General features: G+C 66.5%; 18 protein-coding genes and 1 pseudogene. 8 read left to right on the top strand and 11 right to left on the bottom strand.

Going from position 1 to position 19,761, the window contains the following annotated elements; all coding sequences use genetic code 11:
- Positions 1–140: 140 nt before the first annotated feature.
- The 4 genes and pseudogenes from MKK50_RS08035 to MKK50_RS08050 form a co-directional block, all read right to left on the bottom strand.
- Positions 141–476, bottom strand: a pseudogene (locus MKK50_RS08035) (DDE-type integrase/transposase/recombinase); the annotation flags it as partial.
- Positions 477–918: 442 nt separating this feature from the next.
- Positions 919–3,321: a TonB-dependent siderophore receptor gene (locus MKK50_RS08040; RefSeq protein ID WP_499021618.1), complete on the bottom strand. Its 2,403-nt coding sequence runs from the start codon at positions 3,319–3,321 to the stop codon at positions 919–921.
- Between the two features lie 242 nt (positions 3,322–3,563).
- Positions 3,564–4,562 carry a FecR family protein gene (locus tag MKK50_RS08045; RefSeq protein ID WP_499021620.1) on the bottom strand — a complete coding sequence of 333 codons (999 nt, stop codon included), beginning with the start codon at positions 4,560–4,562 and terminating at the stop codon, positions 3,564–3,566.
- Between the two features lie 93 nt (positions 4,563–4,655).
- Positions 4,656–5,273 (bottom strand): RNA polymerase sigma factor, encoded by a 618-nt coding sequence (locus MKK50_RS08050; RefSeq protein WP_499021622.1) that lies wholly within the window; start codon positions 5,271–5,273, stop codon positions 4,656–4,658.
- Positions 5,274–5,561: 288 nt separating this feature from the next.
- On the opposite strand from MKK50_RS08050, the gene MKK50_RS08055 reads away from it, so the two are divergent.
- Positions 5,562–7,010 carry a PepSY-associated TM helix domain-containing protein gene (locus tag MKK50_RS08055; RefSeq protein WP_499021624.1) on the top strand — a complete coding sequence of 483 codons (1,449 nt, stop codon included), beginning with the start codon at positions 5,562–5,564 and terminating at the stop codon, positions 7,008–7,010.
- A gap of 332 nt (positions 7,011–7,342) precedes the next feature.
- Complete coding sequence (locus tag MKK50_RS08060; RefSeq protein ID WP_499021626.1) at positions 7,343–8,461, top strand: hypothetical protein; 1,119 nt, start codon at positions 7,343–7,345, stop codon at positions 8,459–8,461.
- 90 nt (positions 8,462–8,551) lie between these two features.
- On the opposite strand, the gene MKK50_RS08065 is transcribed toward MKK50_RS08060, so the two are convergent.
- A complete protein-coding gene (locus tag MKK50_RS08065; RefSeq protein ID WP_499021628.1) occupies positions 8,552–9,418 on the bottom strand; it encodes an alpha/beta fold hydrolase in 867 nt (288 codons plus the stop codon).
- A 257-nt stretch (positions 9,419–9,675) separates the two neighbouring features.
- Between MKK50_RS08065 and MKK50_RS08070 the strand changes: the two genes are divergently transcribed.
- From MKK50_RS08070 to MKK50_RS08080, 3 genes are read left to right on the top strand one after another with little or no spacing between them, the layout of a single operon-like run.
- Positions 9,676–10,725 (top strand): iron ABC transporter substrate-binding protein, encoded by a 1,050-nt coding sequence (locus MKK50_RS08070; RefSeq protein ID WP_499021630.1) that lies wholly within the window; start codon positions 9,676–9,678, stop codon positions 10,723–10,725.
- Entirely contained in the window at positions 10,722–11,774 is a 1,053-nt protein-coding gene (locus tag MKK50_RS08075; RefSeq protein WP_499021632.1) for a FecCD family ABC transporter permease, read from the top strand. Before MKK50_RS08070 ends, MKK50_RS08075 begins: the two co-directional genes overlap by 4 nt.
- Complete coding sequence (locus MKK50_RS08080) at positions 11,771–12,550, top strand: ABC transporter ATP-binding protein (RefSeq protein ID WP_499021634.1); 780 nt, start codon at positions 11,771–11,773, stop codon at positions 12,548–12,550. The genes MKK50_RS08075 and MKK50_RS08080 overlap by 4 nt, the downstream gene beginning before the upstream one ends.
- Before the next feature lie 73 nt (positions 12,551–12,623).
- On the opposite strand, the gene MKK50_RS08085 is transcribed toward MKK50_RS08080, so the two are convergent.
- Genes MKK50_RS08085 through MKK50_RS08100 form a run of 4 tightly spaced genes read right to left on the bottom strand, consistent with a single transcriptional unit; the run spans position 12,624 to position 15,833 of the window.
- Positions 12,624–13,367 (bottom strand): molybdopterin-dependent oxidoreductase, encoded by a 744-nt coding sequence (locus MKK50_RS08085; protein ID WP_499021636.1) that lies wholly within the window; start codon positions 13,365–13,367, stop codon positions 12,624–12,626.
- Positions 13,364–14,089, bottom strand: coding sequence for a cytochrome b/b6 domain-containing protein (locus tag MKK50_RS08090; protein ID WP_499021639.1), 726 nt, complete (start codon positions 14,087–14,089; stop codon positions 13,364–13,366). The genes MKK50_RS08085 and MKK50_RS08090 overlap by 4 nt, the downstream gene beginning before the upstream one ends.
- Positions 14,086–14,682 (bottom strand): class I SAM-dependent methyltransferase, encoded by a 597-nt coding sequence (locus MKK50_RS08095; RefSeq protein WP_499021641.1) that lies wholly within the window; start codon positions 14,680–14,682, stop codon positions 14,086–14,088. The genes MKK50_RS08090 and MKK50_RS08095 overlap by 4 nt, the downstream gene beginning before the upstream one ends.
- Entirely contained in the window at positions 14,679–15,833 is a 1,155-nt protein-coding gene (locus tag MKK50_RS08100) for an acyl-CoA dehydrogenase family protein (protein ID WP_499021643.1), read from the bottom strand. The genes MKK50_RS08095 and MKK50_RS08100 overlap by 4 nt, the downstream gene beginning before the upstream one ends.
- A gap of 289 nt (positions 15,834–16,122) precedes the next feature.
- On the opposite strand from MKK50_RS08100, the gene MKK50_RS08105 reads away from it, so the two are divergent.
- The 3 genes from MKK50_RS08105 to MKK50_RS08115 are packed head-to-tail and all read left to right on the top strand — an operon-like array spanning position 16,123 to position 16,882.
- Positions 16,123–16,410 (top strand): hypothetical protein, encoded by a 288-nt coding sequence (locus tag MKK50_RS08105; protein ID WP_499021645.1) that lies wholly within the window; start codon positions 16,123–16,125, stop codon positions 16,408–16,410.
- 14 nt (positions 16,411–16,424) lie between these two features.
- Positions 16,425–16,661 carry a hypothetical protein gene (locus MKK50_RS08110; protein ID WP_499021647.1) on the top strand — a complete coding sequence of 79 codons (237 nt, stop codon included), beginning with the start codon at positions 16,425–16,427 and terminating at the stop codon, positions 16,659–16,661.
- 2 nt (positions 16,662–16,663) lie between these two features.
- Positions 16,664–16,882, top strand: coding sequence for a hypothetical protein (locus MKK50_RS08115; RefSeq protein WP_499021648.1), 219 nt, complete (start codon positions 16,664–16,666; stop codon positions 16,880–16,882).
- Between the two features lie 181 nt (positions 16,883–17,063).
- On the opposite strand, the gene MKK50_RS08120 is transcribed toward MKK50_RS08115, so the two are convergent.
- Together MKK50_RS08120 and MKK50_RS08125 are read right to left on the bottom strand one after the other, a co-directional pair.
- Positions 17,064–18,203 carry a Fic family protein gene (locus MKK50_RS08120; RefSeq protein ID WP_499021649.1) on the bottom strand — a complete coding sequence of 380 codons (1,140 nt, stop codon included), beginning with the start codon at positions 18,201–18,203 and terminating at the stop codon, positions 17,064–17,066.
- A 420-nt stretch (positions 18,204–18,623) separates the two neighbouring features.
- The gene (locus MKK50_RS08125) at positions 18,624–19,658 is read right to left on the bottom strand and encodes an aldo/keto reductase (RefSeq protein WP_253370206.1); all 1,035 of its coding nucleotides are present in this window, start codon (positions 19,656–19,658) and stop codon (positions 18,624–18,626) included.
- Positions 19,659–19,761: the final 103 nt, after the last annotated feature.

The following is a 19,761-nucleotide window of genomic DNA, read 5'->3' on the forward strand; positions in this document are numbered from 1 at the left end:
GACCCTGCGAGACCAGAACATCCACTTGGCGCAGCTTGGCAACAATCTCTTCAGCCGTATGCTTCTTCCGTCCCATGAAACATCCTCCACATGGCTCGAAGCCATACCTCAGGGAGGACCACTTTTCAGGAGGCAGGCCACGGCTTGCCCCTGCGCCAGATCGCCATGACGAGCGCATCCGTGACGCGTTGCGCCGTCATGCTGGCCTGCATCGACCAGCCCACGACACGGCGGGAGAACAGGTCGATGACGGCAGCGACGTCGAGCCAGCCCTCTGTGGTCCAGATAGACGTGAAGTCTGCGATCCATTTCCGGTTCGGGGCATCAGCCGCGAACCGCCGCTCCAAGAGATCGGGCGAAGCGGCAGCCCGCTCACCCTCGTCCTTCGGCAGCCCCGGCGGTGCCCGCAAGGCGTTCGCGCGCATGATCCGCTCAATGCGGCGCAGCCCGCACGATACGCCCTCGGCCAGCACATCGCGCCTCGCGACAAGCGCTATCATTACGATCGCCACGCACAGCTTCGTGCCCATCTGGCCGACTTCGTCATCGCCTACAACTTTGGCCGTCGCCTGAAGACCCTGCGGGGCCTCACCCCCTATGAAGCCATCTGCAAGGCATGGCCTGCCGACCCAGGCAAATTCAGACCAGCCCCGCTCCACCAGCCGGGACCAGACATCCAACTTCGAAAGGCTGGATGGAATGAACACCAGAGAGATTAGGACATCGGGAGGGCACACTCCACTTCGGCCTGCAATCCGATTACTGCGGCCAGCGCGCTATTGAACGAAACAGGCGCAGGGAGCCAGGCAAGGGCAAATTTCATAAAAATATTTGCAATTACTGAAAAACTTCCGTCGGACTTTTAGTAATAACTGAAATTCCGACGTAATAAAAGTCGTTTTAGCCTCTGCCGGTGTATCACCATCGATACGAGATCGTGCCGAAGACATTCAATGGTTCGCTGTAGCGGCAGCCATTTGCGGTCACGCAGGTGACGTACGCATGATCGAGGATGTTTCGAAGGTTTAACTGAGCGCGCCAACCGTTCAGGGTCGGATCCGCAACGCCGAAATCGTAGGTTCCCACGAGGTCGAACAGAGTTGCGGCACGGGTATCGAAGCTGACCCCGCCCGAGATGTTGGCACTTCCGACATAGCGCACGCCGCCACCGAGCCGCAGCCCGGCGATTCCGAACAGGCCCATGTCATAGGTGCCGAAGACGGCCGCTTGATGGTAGGGGACGAGATCAATTCGTTGGTTCAGGGCCGCCGGATCGGTGGTGCGCACTTGCCGTGCGTCTGTATAGGAATAAGACGCCACCGCCTGAAGCGGTCCATAATTCGCCCGCACTTCCGTCTCGAAGCCTTGTGAGCGCACGCGACCCGTCTGAATACTAAACGCGGGGCTAACGGGATCCGCCACCAGCGCGTTCTGCTGATCGATCTGATAGACGGCGGCACTGACGAGAGCGTTGGCCCCTGGAATATCCCAGCGCAGCCCACCCTCGTACTGCTCGCCCGTCGTTGGCTGGAAGGGGTTACCGTTCCGATCCGTGAGCGCGAAGGTTTGGAAGGATTGACTATAAGAGACGTAGGGCGCCAGCCCATGATCTCCGAGATAGAGCAGCCCAAGTCGCCCACTGAAGGCGCTGTCGGTCTGGGCGAGCTGAGCGGCGGTGCGGTAGGTCAACACTTGCGTGCTGGCAAAATCCTGCCGGCCGCCGAGGAGGAGCACGAAGCGATCGAACTTGATCTGGTCTTGGACGTAGAGACCGACCTGATCGAGTGTGCTCTTCGAGCCGTTGTTGCGTGCGTAGTTGATGACCGGGCTACCAAGCCCGTAGACCGGCGCGTAGACGTTGAGGTTGCTCGCGGTGCCGGAAAAGCGCTCAGAGTTGAGGAAGCTTTGATAGTAATCAATACCTGCCAGCAGGGTATGGCTGGTCTCACCGAAAACGAATTTTGTCTCTAGTGAGGTATCGGAGGCGATACCTGTGGAATTCTCGTTGCGTAAGCTGACACCGCGGGTCGCGACCTGCCGATTGGACAGGAGTGAAGTCGGCAGGATGTAGTCCCAGTCGACGCCGGACTGGTAATAGCGCACGGCGTGACGCAGTCTCACGTTGTCCGAGAAGGCATGGTCGACTTGGTAACCGATCGCCCCGGAGCGGGCATCGAAGCGATCAAAGCTCGGTTCGCCGTAGAATCGATTCACTGCGAATCGTGGGAGGGATCCGTTCGGGAGCAGCACGCCGACCGCCGAGAGTGGCGGCTGGAAACGCGTGTTGATCTCCTGATAATAGCCAAGCAATGTGACGGAGGTGGCGCTCGACGGGCGCCAAGTGATCGCAGGAGCGATGTAACGCTTGTCGTCCGGCGTGAAGGCAAGATAACTGTCACTGTCGCGGAATAGACCGGTCAACCGGTAGGACCACTCCCCGTCGGGCGTGAGCGGACCGGTGAAGTCGCCCGATACCTCCTTCCGGTTATATTGTCCGATGGTGACATTAAGCTCATTGTAGGGCGTCTGGAGCGGGTGTTTGCTCACGGCGTTGACGATGCCGCCCGGTGAGAGCTGGCCGTACAGGATCGAGGCGGCGCCCTTGAGCACTTCGAGGCGCTCCAGCCCGTAGGGCTCCTGTGTTCCGTCGTAGACGCCCGACTGAAGCTTCAATCCGTCGCGCAACAGGCCTTGATTGCCCGTCTCCACGGGGAAGCCGCGGATCGTGAAGCCGTCGGAGGTCCTGGCAAAGCCGCCAACGGCTTGGCTGGCGATGCCCGGCGTGTAGGCGAGCGCCTGAGCGAGCGACGTCGCTCCTTCGTCCTGGATCTGGCGGGCGCCGACGACATTCACCGTCTGGGGTGTCTCGATGATGGGTGTGTCGGTTTTCGTCCCCGAAGCGCTGACCCGCGCCACGTACCCACGCACGGGGCCGTTGGCGCGTTCCCCCGATGCTTCGCCCTCGACGGAGAGCTGGTCCAGAACAACTTCCGCGGCCGCGGCGCCTGGGGCGGCACTCCAGTCCGCCCGGTAGATCGCGACCGTCTCCTCATCCGTGAAGCGGTGGACGAGGCTCGTCCCGGCCAGGATTTGGGCGAGGGCCGCTTCGGGCTCGTAGAAGCCATGAACCCCTTGGGTCCGGGGGGCCTTCAGCGCCTCTGTCGCAGCCACGAGCCTGAGTCCGGTAGCGCTTTCCCAAGCCGGGAGGGCGGCAGAGAGCGCGCCGGCGGATATGTCGAACCAGATCGCTGCTCGTCCCGCATCCACCGGACCAGCCTGCGGAACGCGGACCGTTTTGGCTTCGGCTGCGCCAGTGAGCAACAGGATCGCGAGGGGCCAGGACGCGTACGGGCGGGAGATAGGGCGAGGCTCTTGCCGAGGAATCATGATGCCGGGGCTTCGTGCACGATGGTCTGATGAGGGACCGGCGTGTGGGCGGTCTCTTCATCCAGGACGACGGCTCGCTCCGAATGCCCACCGGACCGATCACATTTTCCTATCATTGCGCGGGGAGCCGGATCTCGACGGGGATCGCCCGAAGTGGAGAATGGGGTGTCCGGCAATCACGGAACGGATCGTCCCGCTCCTGCCTTCCCGATGCGGGCCGAATCCGGGCGGATCAGCGTCAGGAGCGGCAACCGGAGGATCCGGACCGGCAAGGCGACCTCGATGGCATCGAGCATTCTGTCGCTGTCGGCCGTCGAGAAGGTGCCGGTGAGGCGCAGTGCCTCCAGGCTCCGGTCCGTCACCAGGATGCGGCCGCGGCGATAGCGGGTCAGGACCGTCGCAACCTCGCCGAGGGGCTGGCCATCGAAGACCAGATGCCCCTGCCGCCACGCGGTCCGAGCACGCAGATCGATCTGCCGGATCTGGCCGATCTTCTCATCCGCGTAGCTCACCTCCTGGCCGGCGAGGAGGTCGACCGCCTCAGCGTCCTGCTCGGCCATAGCCCGCACCCGGACGACGTTCTCGGTGACGAGGACACTGGTGCGTCCTCCCTCGCGATCGACGTCGAAGGCTGTTCCGAGGGCGCGTGCACTGCCGCCGTCCGCGATCACTTCGAAGGGGCGCGTCTTGTCCGGCTGCACGGCCACGTGGATGCGCCCCGTATACAGTCGCAGTTGCCGCCGGTCGGCCGTGAACGTGATGTCGAAGCTCGTGCCGCTGTCGAGATCGACCTGCGTGCCATCGGAGAGCGCCATCTCCCGCCGCTCGCCGACGGAAGTACGTGCGTCGGCAAGCCAGGAACGGGGCGGCCCGAAGGCGCCGCCCGCGAGGAGCCCGCCGGTGGCGAGGGCGCAGATCAGGAGGACGATCGCGCTTTTGGGCGGGCCGCGCCCGCGCCTGGGCAAAGCGCCACCGAGCAGACGCCAAAGCTCGGCCGCCCGGTCGGCGGCTTGGCGATGAGACGGATCCGCGCTCTTCCAAAGCTCGAAGGCTCGCTCAACCGCTGCACGATCTTCACCCGAATGCAGGCGCACCTGCCATTCGAGGGCCTGCTCCGTGAGCGGATCGAGGATGTCATCGGGTGTGGCTGCGTCGTCCGATGCATGCGAGGTCATGGAGAGGCCGGGACAGAAGCTACGTCACAGGCAGTAGACGACCGCCCCGCGCCTGCGAACACCGTCGATTGCAATGGCTGCAGGCAGCCGGCATCAGCTGGACGACGCGAGCGCTCCAAGACAGCGCCGGAGCGCGGCGAGGATGTCCTTGCCTACCATGGTCGAGGAGATGCCGAGATGCTGCCCGATCCGGGCGTGGCTCCATCCCTCGATACGGTTGAGCAGGAGCGCCTGCCGCCAGCGCGCGGGCATATCGTTCAAAGCTGCCCGCAGCAGCGCATATTCCTGGCGCGCGGCGACGGCACGGTCCGCGAGCGGGGCCTGATCGGCGATGTCCAGTACATCTTCGAGCGGAACCGGAAGCCCGCGCCGTCGATTCCGCCGCGCCGCGTCGATGGCGAGATTGGCGACGATCGCTCGAAGAAAGTAGCGAGGGCTCTCGAACCGCCCGAAGTCATGCCCTCCGTTCCGGCCGGCCGCGAGGAAGCGAACGATCGCATCCTGAACCAGATCGGCAGCCGCGTCACGGTTGCGCAGCCGAGCGAAGGCCAGCGCGTTCAGTTCGCCGTAGTAACGGCGCAGCAGCTGGTCCAGCGATTGATCGGCATTGGACCCAAACGCACGATCTTCGGCCTGCGCGCCAGATGCGGGCATGACGGCGCTCTCCCGACAATCAAGATAGGAGACGAAGCGCAGATCGCCGGTTTGCATTCAACATCAATAACTTAGATCTGTTTTAAACTCCGCTGTCGTTGAGTGCCAGCAAACATCGATTTGACGGCCATGCCGCTGACTCCGTTGCCGAAAGACGCCTGACGTTCCTGAGGCTGTTCTGCTTGCTCGTCGGCTTTTCGAAAGGGGCTGTCACATCCCGGCCACAGACCTGCGGCGGCTGGTGGCCGTCCGGGCGGGTCACGCGTCTTATTCCTCGACCTCGGCTTTCGGCCGGAGCGGATCAAGATGGGCGCCGGGCGTATGAGACGCAGCTTCCGACAGTCGATGGCGTGGCTGCATACGTGGTCCGGTCTCGTGATTGGCTGGCTGATGTATGCCGTCTTCGTCACCGGCACGGCGAGCTACTACAAGGCCGAGATCTCCCACTGGATGCGCCCCGAAATACGGGTGCAGGCGCCAGTCGATCCGGGCTCCGCCGCCGAGCTGGCCATTGCCGCGTTTCGCCTGCACGCACCCGAGGCCAAGCAATGGTTCGTCCGGCTGCCAAACGCCTCGGACAGCACGATCGGCCTGCAATGGCGTGGGAAGGGCGGGACGCGCGAGAGCCTGATTCTCGACTCGACCACCGGCATCCCGGTCCCGGTGCGCGAGACGTTGGGGGGCGAGTTCCTCTACCGTTTCCACTACGAACTGCACATGCCCCCGCTCTGGGGACGCTGGATCGTCGGCAGCGCCACGACGATCCTGATCGTTGCTCTCATCAGCGGCGTCGTCACCCATCGCCGGATCCTGGCGGACTTCTTTACCTTCCGGCCCCGAAAGGGCGGCCGCCGGGCCTGGCTCGATGCGCACAACGTGTTCGGCGTCCTGGCGCTGCCCTATCACCTCGTCATCGCCTATAGCGGACTCGTACTTCTCTCCCTGACCATGATGCCCTGGGGCGTGGTCGCGGCCTATCGCGGGGATGTGCCGCGCTTCGCTGTCGATCTCGGCCTCACGGCGATGCAGGCACGGCCTGCCACGGATCGCCCAGCCGAACTCGCTCCGATCGCTCCAATGATCGCGGCTGCCCGTCAGCGTTCGAGTTCGAAGCCTGAGCATCTCGTCATCGATAAGCCGCGGGACGCCAACGCCACGGTCACGATCCTGATGGAACAACCGCGTGGGCTGGCGCATCGCCATCCGCAGATCGCCTTCGATGGCGTGAGCGGAGCCGTGCTCGCGGAGTCGGCGCATCCGCAGCCTGCTGCACAGACCTATTTCGTATTGAACGGGCTGCATACCGCAGATTTCGCAGCCCCCCTCCTGCGAAGTCTCTATGCCTTGTGCGGATTCATGGGAGCGGCCATGATCGCGTCGGGTTTGATCCTCTGGACGAACGCGCGTGCACCGTCGCGAGATCGGGGTCCATCCAGAACCGTACAGATCGTCCGCCATCTCAACATCGGCGTCATCGTCGGCCTTCCGTTCGCGATTGCGGCCTTCTTCGTCGCCAATCGTCTGCTCCCGCTCGACCTCGCCGATCGCGCGACTTCGGAGGTACGGATTTTCTTCGGCGCCTGGATCCTGCTCTTACTTCTGTCCGTCGTTCTCCAGCGCGGACCTGCTTGGCGCACTGCGATCTATGTGACGGGTCTGCTCTACCTGATGATCCCAGTCGTCGACTTCTTTGCTGTCAGCAGAACGGAACACATAATTTATGGATTCGGCGGCCCGATGGCCGCGATCGGATTAGCGTGTTTTTGCGTTGGCTACAAAGTACGGAGAAATTGACCGTGCGCATGTGCGTTCTTGTGTAGCCTTGTGCGACGAGCAGGAGACGGGTCAAAGCCTCGCGAAAATCGATTCTGCGAGAGATGTCTGACCTCGCTTCATTACCAACTCCTCCGGTCCTAGCTGATCCTCTCAATCGGCCAGGGCCAAAGCCAGCCGGTCAGATCAGCCTCATAGAACAGGCAAGACAGCACCCTCGCGAAACAGCCAAGCTTGCTCAGATAAATCAATCCACCTTCGACCCATCAGACTTTTTCTGATTCTCAATTTTTCGCAGAACCCTTTCGACACTTGCGACGTTTCGAGCCGTCTCAAGCCTCGGAGGTTACGCCATGAAGACGATTGCGATGGGTCTTGCTGCTCTGCTGATGAGCACGTCGGTCTACGCTCAAAGCGCCGCGACCGGTGGGTCCGAGCGCGGCGGGATGCGGGCCGGTGCCGAGCAATCCGGTGGGCCGTCCGGCGGACAAACCGGGATGTCGGGCAGCGAGCGCGGCGGCATGGGCGCCAAGGGCAGCGAGGCGCGCGGGGGTGGAAACGCCATGGGCGGTGAGCGCAGCGCCGCCCGGGGCGATCGGGACGGGGGCGAGGCCGGCCGGGGCGGAGCGGATCGCGGCGACATGGCGCGCGGCGAGCGTGGTTCGGAGCGCGGCGCGAGCGACCGAACCGGCCGCGACAGAGCCGAGCGGAGCGACACCGTCCGCAGCAACGTGCGCGCCGAGCGGAGCGACCGGATCCAGGGTCGCACGCACGACCGCACCCATGTCAGCAGCCGCACCGATGTGCGCTCCACCACCGTCGATGGCGGTTATCGCCGCGAGGGCCGCTACGTGTTCATCGGCGGCCGGCGGATCGTGTACGGCTCGCCCGAGTATCGCCGCCTGATCGTCACCGAGCGCCGCAGCACCGGCCCGCGCCGCTATGTCGTCATCCGCGGTCAGCGCGTGATCTACGGCTCGCCGGAGTATCGCCGCCTCGTCAGCGTCGGCGAGACGCGCCGCTTTGTCACGATCCGCGGCCAGCGCGTCGTGTACGGCTCGCCCGAGTACCGCCGCCTCTCCACCACCGTCTCGACCACCGAGCGGCGCGGCGGCACGGTCAATGCAGGCTTCCGCGAGCGCAACGAGGTCCGTGGGTCGGAAACCCGCACCGATCTGCGCAGCCGCAGCAGCGAGACCCGCGGAGCCGAGCGCAACGAGATGCGCAACTCCGAGCAGGCCCGCGGGGCTGAGCGCGGCGGCCGCTCGATGGAGCAGGGCCGCGGCGGCGAGGGCACGCGCAATGTCGGCATGCGCGGCGAGGGGAACGAGCGCGGCGGCGCCCGCAACGCCTCCGAGCAGGGCGGCGGCATGGGCAACACGGGCGGCAACCGCGGCAGCGAGCAGCGCGGCGGGATGCAGTCCGGTTCGCGCGGCGGCACCGAGGGCGGCGCCGGCATGAGCGGCCGCTGATCGGCTCCCGCCAGCGCGGGTTTCCAGAGGGATCATCCCTTTGGCGGGATGCCGGGGCAGAGCCTCGGCATTCCTCTGAGGTGACCCGTCTTACGGCTGCCGCAGGAAGTCGATCAACGCTGCGTTGACCGCCTCCGGCGCGTCATGCTGCACCCAATGGGTCGCTCGCGGAAAACGCTGCAGGCGGCCTCGCTCGCACAGGTGCAGGCTCGCCTCGGCGAGGCCGGTCTGGAGCGCCTGATCGCGCTCGCCCCACAGGATCAGGGTCGGCGCCGTGACCTTCGGCGGGTGCCGCTCGCGGGGCAGTTGAGCGAGCGCCCGATACCAGTTCAGCATCGCGGTGATCGCGCCGGGGCGCAGCCATTCGCGCGCGTAGACGTCGAGGTCGGCCTCGGGGAAAGTGCCGGGCTCGCTCGACCGGCGCATCAGCGCCCGCAGGAGGCGCCCCTCCCGCGCCGTCAGCAGTCGCTCGGGCAGCAGGGGAAGCTGGAAGAAGCCGGCATAGGCGCTGCGCAGGGCCTGCCCCGGATGGCGCCGGAGATAGGGGCCGAACACGCCCGGATGGAAGGCGTTCAGCGCAGCGAGCCGCTCGACCCGCGCGGGGTGGAAGCTCGCGACCCAGAACGCGACGAGCCCGCCCCAATCGTGCCCGACGAGGTTGAACCGCGCGAGCCCGCAGGCATCGGCGAGCGCGATCACGTCCTCGGCGAGCCGGTCGAGGTGGTAGGCGGCAATGCCCCTGGGCCGGTCGCTGAGGCCGTAGCCGCGCTGATCGGGGATGAGGAGGCGCAGGCCGCTTCCCGCGAGCGGTTCGATCTGGTGCCGCCAGCCGAACCAGAATTCGGGAAAGCCGTGCAGCAGGATCGTCGGCGCGCCGTTCGCCGGCCCCGCCTCGGCGACGTGCAGGCGCAGACCGCGGAGGTCGATGTGGCGATGGCTGACGGCCGGATCGGGCATGGGTTCGGGGATCCTCGCGCGATGTCGGGACAGAGATCCCGTGCGGATGCCGGCACTCTGGCCAACCCGGCAGAGGCGGCGCGGTTCGGGCGCGGCGCCAACCGGGGCGGAAGCCGCTATAGGGAGAGCATCGTCCCGAAAGGTGGCCTCCGGCTTTCGGAAAGAGGCGATGCAAAAACAAGGAGCGAGAGCATCGTCCTGGTTCCGATATCCAGGTCGATGCTCTTGCGTCCGATCACGGGAGACGCCCTTCCCCGATGCCGTTGCTCCGCTGCCTTCTCGCGCTCGCCCTCCTGTTGCCGGCCCTGTTGTGGTCCTGCCTCGCGGCGGCCCGGCCTTTCACCGACGCCGCCGGGCGCCGGGTCGAGGTGCCGGATCGAGCGCTCCGGGTGCTCGCCGCCGGCCCGCCCGCGGCGGTGCTGCTCTCCACCCTGGCGCCCGACCGGATGATCGGCTGGCCGCGGGCGCCGAGCCCGGAGGAGCGCGAATTCCTTAGCCCCGCGCTGCGCGACCTGCCCGCCACCGGACGGCTGACGGGGCGGGGCGGCAGCGCCAATGTCGAGACGGTGCTGTCGCTCAAGCCCGACCTCATCGTCGATGTCGGTAGCACGGCGGCGACCTACGCCTCCCTGGCCGACCGGGTGCAGGCGCAGACCGGCATTCCCTACGTGCTGCTCGATGGGAGCTTCAAGGCGACGCCCGAGACCTACCGCACCCTCGGGGCCTTGATCGGCGCACCGGAAGAAGGCGAAACGCTCGCCGGCGAGTCCGAAAAAATCCTGAAGGGGGTGGCCGCAGCGGTGGCCGCGGTGCCGGAAGACAAGCGCCCGCGGGTCTATTACGGCCGCGGCCCACGCGGGCTGGAGACGGGCCTGTCCGGCTCGATCAACACCGAGATCATCGAGGCGGCGGGCGGGCGCAACGTGGCCGGCGCCGGGGCGGGCGGGCTTGCGGCGGTCTCGCCCGAGCAGGTGCTGGTCTGGAATCCGGACGTGATCATCGCCCTCGATCCCGATTTCCCGAAGCTCGCCGCCGCCGATCCGCTCTGGAACGGGTTGAAGGCGGTGCGCGAGGGCCGCGTCCACGCGGTGCCGACGCTGCCCTTCGGCTGGGTCGATGCCCCGCCGGGGGTCAACCGCCTGATCGGCCTGCGCTGGCTCGCCGGCCTGTTCTTCCCCGAGCAGTTCCCGCAGACGCTCGGCGACGCCGTGCGCGACTTCTACAAGCGCTTCTACCGGGTCGAGCTCACGCCCGAGCAGCTCGACCGCCTCCTGCGCGACGCCGCCGGACCGGGGCCGACCCGGTGAGCGAGGCCGCGAGCCCCGCCGCATCGACACCATCCGCACGGCGGCGATTCCTCCCGCTGGCGGCCCTGGCGCCGCTCGCGCTGATCCTCCTCGTGCTCGTCTCCCTCGGCATCGGCCGCTACCCCGTGCCGCTCGCCGACGTTTTCGGGGTGCTCGTCGCCAAGCTCTTCGGCCAGGCAACCTCCCTCGATCCCGCTGCGCAGACCGTGGTGCTGAACGTGCGCCTGCCGCGGGTGTTCGGGGCGCTCGTGGTCGGGGCCGGGCTCGCGGCGGCGGGGGCGACCTATCAGGGGCTGTTCCGCAATCCCCTCGTCTCGCCGGACATCCTCGGGGTTTCGGCCGGGGCGAGCCTCGGCGCGGTGCTTGGCATCGTGTTGGCCCTGCCGGTGGCGGCGATCCAGGGGCTCGCCTTCGCCGGAGGGCTCGCCGCGGTCGGCGCCGTCTACGCCGTCGGGCTGGCGGTGCGCCGCCACGACCCGGTGCTCACCCTCGTGCTCGCGGGCGTCGCCGTGGGTGCCCTGCTCGGGGCCGGGATCTCGCTGCTCAAGGTGCTCGCCGACCCCTACAACCAACTGCCCGCCATCACCTTCTGGCTCCTCGGCAGTCTCGCCTCGGTCACCTCCGGCGACATCGCCGCAATCCTGCCGGCGATGACCCTCGGCCTCGCGCCCCTGGTGCTGCTGCGCTGGCGCGTGAACCTGATGAGCCTCGGCGACGAGGAGGCCCGCGCCCTCGGGCTGGAGACACGCCGGCTGCGCCCGCTCCTGGTGGCGGGCGCGACGCTGGTGACCGCCGCCGCGGTCTCGGTGACGGGGGTGATCGGCTGGATCGGGCTGATCGTGCCACATGTCGCCCGCCTGCTGGTCGGGCCGGATTTCCGCCGCCTGCTGCCGGCCTCGATGCTGCTCGGGGCGGGCTACCTCACCGCGGTCGATCTCCTGGCCCGCACGGTGGCGACCATCGAAGTGCCGCTCGGCATCCTCACGGCGCTCGTCGGGGCGCCGTTCTTCCTCTGGCTGCTGGCCGCGGGAAAGCGGGGCTGGGCATGATCCTGGAGATCCGCGACCTCGCCTTCGGCTACGGCGCCCGCGCGGTCGGCTCCGGCGTCAGCCTGACGCTTCGGGACAGCGAGGCGCTCTGCCTGCTCGGGCCGAACGGCGGCGGCAAGACCACGCTGTTCAAGACGATGCTCGGGCTGCTGCGCCCGCTCGCCGGCCGCGTGCTGCTCGACGGCATCGACCTCGCCACCCTGCCGCGTCGCGAAATCGCGAAGAAAATCGCCTACGTGCCGCAGGCGCACGCCGCCTTCTTCCCCTTCACCGTCCGCGAGGTGGTGCTGATGGGCCGCGCGAGCCGGCTTCCCGCCTTCGCCAGCCCCGGCCCGGCCGACCACGCGGCAGCCGAGCGGGCGCTTCTCACCCTCGGCATCGGCCACTTGGGCGAGCGGATCTACACCGAGATCAGCGGCGGGGAGCGTCAGCTCGCGCTGATCGCCCGGGCGCTCGCCAGCGAGCCGCAGCTCCTGGTGATGGACGAGCCGACGGCCAGCCTCGATTTCGGCAACCAGGCACGGGTGCTGGCCCAGGTGCGGCGCCTGTCGCGGAGCGGCATCGCCGTGGTGCTCTCGACGCATGACCCCGGCCACGCCTTCCTCTGCGCCGACCGGGTCGCGCTGCTGCATGGCGGGCGCCTCGTCGCGCTGGGCCCGCCTTCGGAGACGGTGACGCCGGAGCATCTCCGCCTGCTCTACGGGGTCGAGGTCGCGGTGGTGCCGCTGCCGGGGCAGGGGCAGGGGCAGACGGTGTGCACGCCGCTGATCGGGTGAGAGGTTTTTTACGCGCATTCCCTCTCCCCGCACGCGGGGAGAGGGGTTTCCAGCGGATTGCTCGGAGGCCGGCTCAGATCCCCGCGTACCAGGAAAACCCCATCTCCGAGACCATGCTGCCCCGGCCCTGGCCGAGGCCGTCCACCCGGTCGGTGGCCTCGATGCTGGCGAGGTATTTCAGCGACTTGTAGCCGAGCTGGCGCTCGACCCGCAGGCGGACCGGCGCGCCGTGGGCCACGGGCAGGTCGCCGCCGTTCATGCCGTAGGCCAGGATCGTCTGCGGGTGCAGGGCGTCGAACAGGTCGTAGGTATCCCACCAGCCGTCCACGCTGCGGATCACGATGAAGCGCGCCTCGCGCTTCAGCCCGACGCTCGCCAGAACATGCGCGAGCGGCACCCCGGTCCAGCCGCCGATGGCCGACCAGCCTTGCTCGCAACTATGCAGCGTCACCTGCGTGCGGGCCGGCATCGCCCTCAGTTCGGCCAGCGTGAAGGCGGCGGGCCGCTCCACGAGGCCGCTCACCGGCAGGCGCCAGTCGGAGAACCCGATCGCCTTCGAACGGCGGTAATCGGGGTTGTCCGGATCGGTGGTGTTGATGGTGGGAAACACCGCCGAGATCGCCTCCGGCCCGAACTCCCGCACCAGCGGCTGGTCGCGCAGGAGGAAGCGCTGGGTGGCGAGCGTCAGGGTGTCGCTCAAGCCGTAGAGGCCCGGCCGGCGCGGGCCGTTCTCGATCAGCTCGCAGCCGCCGAGGAAGCCACCGAGCCCGAGCACCGAGGAGCCGAGCATCAGCCGGCGGCGGGTCAGATCGCTCATCGCGGGTCCTCCTCTGGCGTCAACTCGGATTTCGGCCGGGCGGAGCGCCCGGTGATCATGCCCCGCATCAGGTCGAGCGGCCCGTTGGCGAGCACCTGCCAGACGTGGATGAGGAGGAAGCCGACGAGCCCGGCCGCCGACAGGAAGTGGATCGTGCGCGCCGATTGCCGGCCGCCGAACAGGGTGAACAGCTCGGGGTAGGCCGCCGTGACGCCGGGTGACATGGTCAGCCCCGAGAGCAGCATCACCGGCGCCAGCACGAGGATGACGGCGAGATAGGCGAGCTTTTGCAGCACGTTGTAGCGGCCGGCTCCCGCGCCCCCCGAGCCGGTGAGCCGCAGATGCGCGCGGATGTCGGCGGCGATGTGCCGGGGGTGGAGCTGGTCGCGGTCGGGGGTCAGACGGCGCAGGAGGCGCCCGCTCGCCAGGGCGAGGAGCCCATAGAGCGCACCGTTGAGCACGAAGATCCAGGCGGCGAGGAAGTGGAGGTTGCGGCCCCAGCCGGTCTGTTCGAGGTTCACCGGCAGCGGCAGGACGATCCAGGCCGGGGCATCGTTGGCGCCGGTCTCGCCCCAGAACAGCCGGGGCAGGGCGAGCAGGATGGCAAAGCCGCTGACGAGGAGCGCCAGGAAGGCGCCGGTGTTCACCCAATGGGTCAGGCGCACCCAGAGCGGGTGGCGCGGGACGGCCTTTTCCGCACGGGCCGTCGTCGCGTTCGTCATGGCCTGTCCGCCCGGCGCAGCACGTCGAGGCGGTAGGCATCTTTGCGCGCGCCGGGCAGCACCCGACAGAACGGCGCCATGCCGGTGATGAAGCCCTCCGCCGCCGCGTCGCCGGAGAGAGGGTAATCGGTCTCGCCGAGCCAGTGCACGAGGACGCAGTCGCCCCCCGGCTCCAGGCTCGCCTCCACCCGCGCGACGAGGCGGGTGAGATCCTCCGGGCTGAGGAAGTAGAGCATTTCGCCGAACACGATGAGGTCGAACCGGCCCTCCGGCCAGACCTCGGGCACCGCGCCGCGGACGAAGCCGACCTGCGGGTATTCCGCGCAACGCGCCTGCGCGGCGTCGAGCGCCGCCTGCACGACGTCGAGGGCGGTCAGGGTTCCGCAGCGGGGGGCGAGTGCCCGGGTGAAGACGCCGATGGAACAGCCGACCTCCAGGGCCCGGTCGTAGTGCGCCCGCGGCAGGGCCTGGAGCGTCGCGGCGTATTTCTCCGCCTCGTAGGCGCTGGAGGTGAAGCCCCAGGGATCGGGATCGGAGGCGTAGATCTCCGAGAAGTAGCGCTCCGGCAGCGTCTCCGTCCGTCGGCCGCTCATCCCACGCTCTCCGCCACGCTCTCCACGGCGCGGGGAGCGGCCTCGTCGGGCCACAGGGCGTGAAGCGGCTCGTTGGCCGCCAGCGCGTGGGCGGCCATGCCGGTCAGGGCGAAATCCGGAGCCGGCTGGCGCAGATAGGTCGCAAGGTCGCGCATCAGGCGCTCCAGGGGGTGGCTCTCGAGGAAACCTGCCAGCCCGATGGAGCGCTGGGCCAGGGTGATCACGTCGAGGCCCGCCTGCTCGACGGCGGCGCGGGCGAGGTTGACGTAGGCGATGACCCGTTCCGGCTGGCCGGCTTCCGCCACGGCGAGGCGGGCGGCGCGGGCGACGAGCAGGCGGCTCGTCTCCGCCGCGACCATGGCCTGCCCGAACCGGGCCTGCTGGTGCGGGTCCCCCGCCCGGCCGGTGGTGGACAGATGCGACCGGTGCGTCTCCAACACCGCCTCGATCCCGCCGAGCTGGACCGCGAGGAAGCGCCACGCCCCGGCAAAGAAGAAGGGCTGGCGCCAATAGTCGTCCGGCGCGCCGATCACCTCGCCGTCGCGCAGGCCGAGCCCGGAGAAATCGACGGTCCCGGTCGCCGTCGTGCGCATACCGTGGACGCGCCAATCCGACAGGTCGGCCCGTTCGCCGGGTTCGAGGCGCAGCACCAGCATCAGCCGGCGCCCGTCGGCGATCCGCGCCGTCACGAGCGGGCGGGTGACGAAGCCCGCCCCCGAGGCGTAGGTCTTCACGCCGTCGAGGCCGTCCGCCCCGTCGAGGACAAGGCCGCCCTCCGCCGGTTCGGTGTTCCAGACGCCGAAGAGCTGCCCCTCCGCCGCGTCGCGGGCAAGCCGCTCGGCTACGGGAGCGTCGGCGTAGCGCAGCACCAGGGCCAGCGCGTTGACGTGGCCCTCGTAGAGCCGCCCGACCGCGAGGTCGTCGCGGCCGATCTCCGTCAGCAGGGCCCGCAGCGCGTCCACACGGGCGGGCTCGCACAATCCGGCGCCGCCCAGCGCCGCGGGCAGGGGCGCGGCGAGATGCCCGGCCCGACGCAGCCGGGCGATGGCCTGCGCCGGAAAGCCGCCCTGCGCATCAGCAGCCGCGTCGCACGCCCCGGCTCGGGGTGCTGCGGGAGGCCGCGCGAGGGAAAGGAGCGAATGGGGCGACACGAGCGGCTCGGGGTTTGATGACGAGGCAACCTTCCCGAACGGCTCCGGTATCCCTGCGCGGGAGCATATCCCTGCTCGGAAGCACCGGCCCGCGAGCGGGCTGCCGGCTTCGCGAAAAGCCGATGCAGGAACAAGACGTAGAGCGGGGGAGCGGGTCTTCCCATGCGGCGCAGTGGCGGGGTTGGATTATCCCCGGCGCTATCAGGGGTGGAACCGCGGGGCGCCTCACGGGCGTTCCCGTCTTCGGACAGGCCGCGGACGCGGCCGGGACGGCATCCGGAGGAGCGCGATGGCGGACGACACCGAGCGGCTCGGCCTTCTCATGGGCGTGTTCGAACTGGCGCTCGGCCGCCTGTTCGAGGCGAGCCCCGGAGGAGGGCAGGCGCGCGCCCTGTTCATCGAGGACGTGCGGCGGCTCCTCTCCGACACCCGTGAGGTTCAATCGGACTCCCCGGCGGTGCAGACCTACGAAGCGCTGCTGCGGCGGCTCGGAGCCACCCGGCCCGGCGATGCCGACGGACTCGGCGTGATCCCCACTCCGGAGCAGGGCGCACCGCCGGTCGGATCGGGCGTGTAAAGAGGGGGAAGACCGTGAGCGAGACCGAACACGAGACCGATCCGGCGCACGAACCGAAGCTCGCCGGCATCCTGACCTTCCCGCCGGAGGTCGTGGCGGCGCTGGACGAGCATTGCGCGGTCGAGCGCCTGCCGCGGGACCGGGCGATCTGCGAGATCGTCGCCGAGTATCTGCGCTTCAAGGGCTACCTGCGCACCCGGCCCGCACACGCGCATCGCACGCCCCCGGCCGAGACGCCGGAGGGTCTCTGACGATGGCGACCTCGTTCAAGGGCCTCTTCCTTTGCCCGCCGAAGCAGCCGCGCCCGAGTCACGTCCGGGTGCAAGACGCGGAGGGTGGCGAGACCACCCTGCCGCTGGAAGAATACGAGGCCCGCGCCGGCCAGCCGCCGTGGCAGAGCTTGCCCTGGCAGGGCGAAGCCGGGCCGCTGCCGGACGACGGCGACAAGCACGGGCCCGAGATCAGTTTGTAGGCCTGACAATACTTCTGAAAGCCTGTTTTCCAAGTCTCTCTGTCAAGCGCCCAATCATCCCAACATAAAACACATGATACGCAACCAAATGGATTATTGAATCAAATCCAATGGCCACTCATAAATCTGCCTCCGCGCGCAAAGATGAGGCAATAGCTATCCAAAATATTCATAATTGATTCTAGGACCGCACTAGGGTAAGAAGCGGCTCAAAAGAATACATTGCTGGTCGGCGCCCTGATGAAGGCGACAGCGTTTGCAAAAGCCCCGCATCGACCAAACTACGGACGAACCGGTGAGCCGTAGCCTGTGGTATTCCAGCCCGACTCGTGAATACATTATTTCTGAAAATTGGCCTTGTAAACACAAAATCTAAGGCAGATATTGTCCACTGAGACGAAAGTGTCTCTCGAAACCTTTCTTTCATTTCTTCATATAGATCTCGGATTTCTTCGGCCTTTTTTAAATTTTCGTTCGCCTGAGCCTCAAGTGCTTCAAGAAAAAATATTATCCATCCAGCCCAATCGTCAGACGCAGATACCTCTCTCATCCTATCGATATACTCGTCCCTTCGCTGCTCTAAGTATCCGCTCATGTAAAAATACGGCTCCGAAATAACTCCATGCTTCCACAGCATTAGAGGTATAAGCATTCTTCCAATTCTTCCATTGCCATCCTTAAATGGATGGATCGCCTCAAACTCCAAATGCATGAGCGCGGTTCTAATTAGAACTTCCTCTTCATCTGTATCTATAAATTCGAACAGCTTATCAAGTCCGTCGTGCAATTTCTCAGGACTAATAGGAATGAATAGAACTTTTCTACGCACGCGGTCGGCTAAGTAGTTTTGTTCAGTCTTGAAATCGCCAGGGGACATTGCCGCACCCCGCCCAAATCCAAGCAGCATCTTGTGAGTTGAACGAAGCAACCACTTCGCAATCGGAGCCCCCTCCTTGATGCTAGCTTGCGCGTTGCGCATGGCCCGACTGTAAAGATGCACTTCGACAGCTTCACTTCTATATTTTTGATCGGCCTGCTCCTCATCCTCCTCCTGATCGGCTTCGTACCGAAGCACTTCGTCCAAAGTACTAATCGTACCTTCCATTCTAGACGAAACAACCGCCTCTTGGCTTCTCAAAGGAGCCAACAATATTTCACTATTGTGCATACCCTTTAGCATTTGGTCATATCGCGCCAGAGCGGCCGCAGCCGCAGATATAGGCTTTACGAGGCGCTGGTAGTTTTCGATTTGAGGAGGAAACCTATCATAATGATAGTTTACCGCCTCTCCCAAATCTAAGCCTGTTGGTGTCTTGCTCATCGCGTTTGGCTCTTAAAATCCGCCTATCATGCTCACCAAGGCGGGTTGAGAGCAGTCTGCGATAGCCAAAACACGTTGTCTATCAAAAAATCAGAAAAATGATACGCAAAGCGGGTTGGCTCTCAGCGATGTCAGCCAACCGGCGTTGGCTGACATCCTCAAGCATTTTTGAGAGTCTGTTTTGAGATCGCCTAATGGCCATCCTCATCCGTCCCAAACGTAGGCATAAATTCCGATTTAAAGGCAGATTTAGACAGCAGTTTGGACGCGCTTCTACCGGACGCGTAACGTGGCGGCCCTGGATGACGTATTTGGATGGTCCGGCGGATTAGGCGACACAAGCCTCCTGTCCGGCGGCGTCTTGGTCTTGGGGCACTTCGTCTGACTGCTCGCGATGAGGGTAACCAGACCCGCCCCGGCTCACCAAGCCGTCGGCTTGGGGTTGCGCTCGTCGAAGCCGGTCTGGTGCCAGTAGGGGTAGATCGGGTTTTCCCGGCTTGCCGCGTCGAGGCGAGCGATCTGGTCGGGCGTCAGCGACCAGCCCACCGCACCGAGATTCTGCTTCAACTGCTCCTCGTTGCGGGCGCCGATGACGATGTTGCACACGGTCGGGCGGCTGAGCAGCCAGTTCAGCGCCACCTGCGGCACCGTCTTGCCGGTCTCGGCGGCGACCGCGTCGAGGGCATCGACGACGTCGTAGAGGTAATCGTCGGAGACGGTGGGACCGCCCTCGGCGCCGCCGGACGTGGACAGCCGCCCGCCCGAGGCCGCCTGCCCCCGCCGGATCTTGCCGGTGAGCCGGCCCCAGCCGAGCGGGCTCCACACCATCAGGCCGACGCCCTGGTCGAGGCCGAGGGGCATCAGCTCCCACTCGTAATGGCGGCCGATCAGCGAGTAGTAGCCCTGATAGACGACGTAGCGGGCAAGCCCGTACCGCTCCGAGGTCGCCAGCGCCTTCATCAGTTGCCAGCCGGAGAAGTTCGAGGCGCCGATGTAGCCGATCTTGCCCGAGCGGGTGAGGTCGTCGAGCGCCCGCAGGGTCTCCTCGACGGGCGTCAGCGCATCGAAGCCGTGCATGAAGTAGACGTCGATGTGGTCGGTCTGGAGCCGCTTCAGGCTCGCTTCGCAGGCGCGGATCAGGTGGTGACGCGACGAGCCGACCGCGTTCACGTCCTCGCCGACCCGGAAGGTCGCCTTGGTCGAGATCAGGAGCCGGTCGCGGCGGCCCTTGATCGCCTCTCCGAGGATCTTTTCCGAATCACCGCTCGAATACAGGTCGGCGGTGTCGAGGAAGTTGACGCCCGCATCGAGGCAGAGATCGATCAGGCGGCTCGCCTCGGCCACGCCGGTGCTGCCCCAGTTCTGGAAGAACGCGTCGGTGCCGCCGAAGGTGGCGGTGCCGAGGCTGAGCACCGGCACCTTGAGGCCCGAGCGTCCGAACTGCCGGTATTCCATGGAATCACTCCGCTGTGGCTGTCGGGAAACGGCGCCTGAGAGGCCACCTGCCCTCGTCTTGAGGAGCCCGGCGCACCCCGGCAATGCGGCGGACCGGGCGGGC

It is taken from the genome of Methylobacterium sp. J-043, assembly GCF_022829505.1.
Classification (GTDB): Bacteria; Pseudomonadota; Alphaproteobacteria; order Rhizobiales; family Beijerinckiaceae; genus Methylobacterium; species Methylobacterium extorquens_A.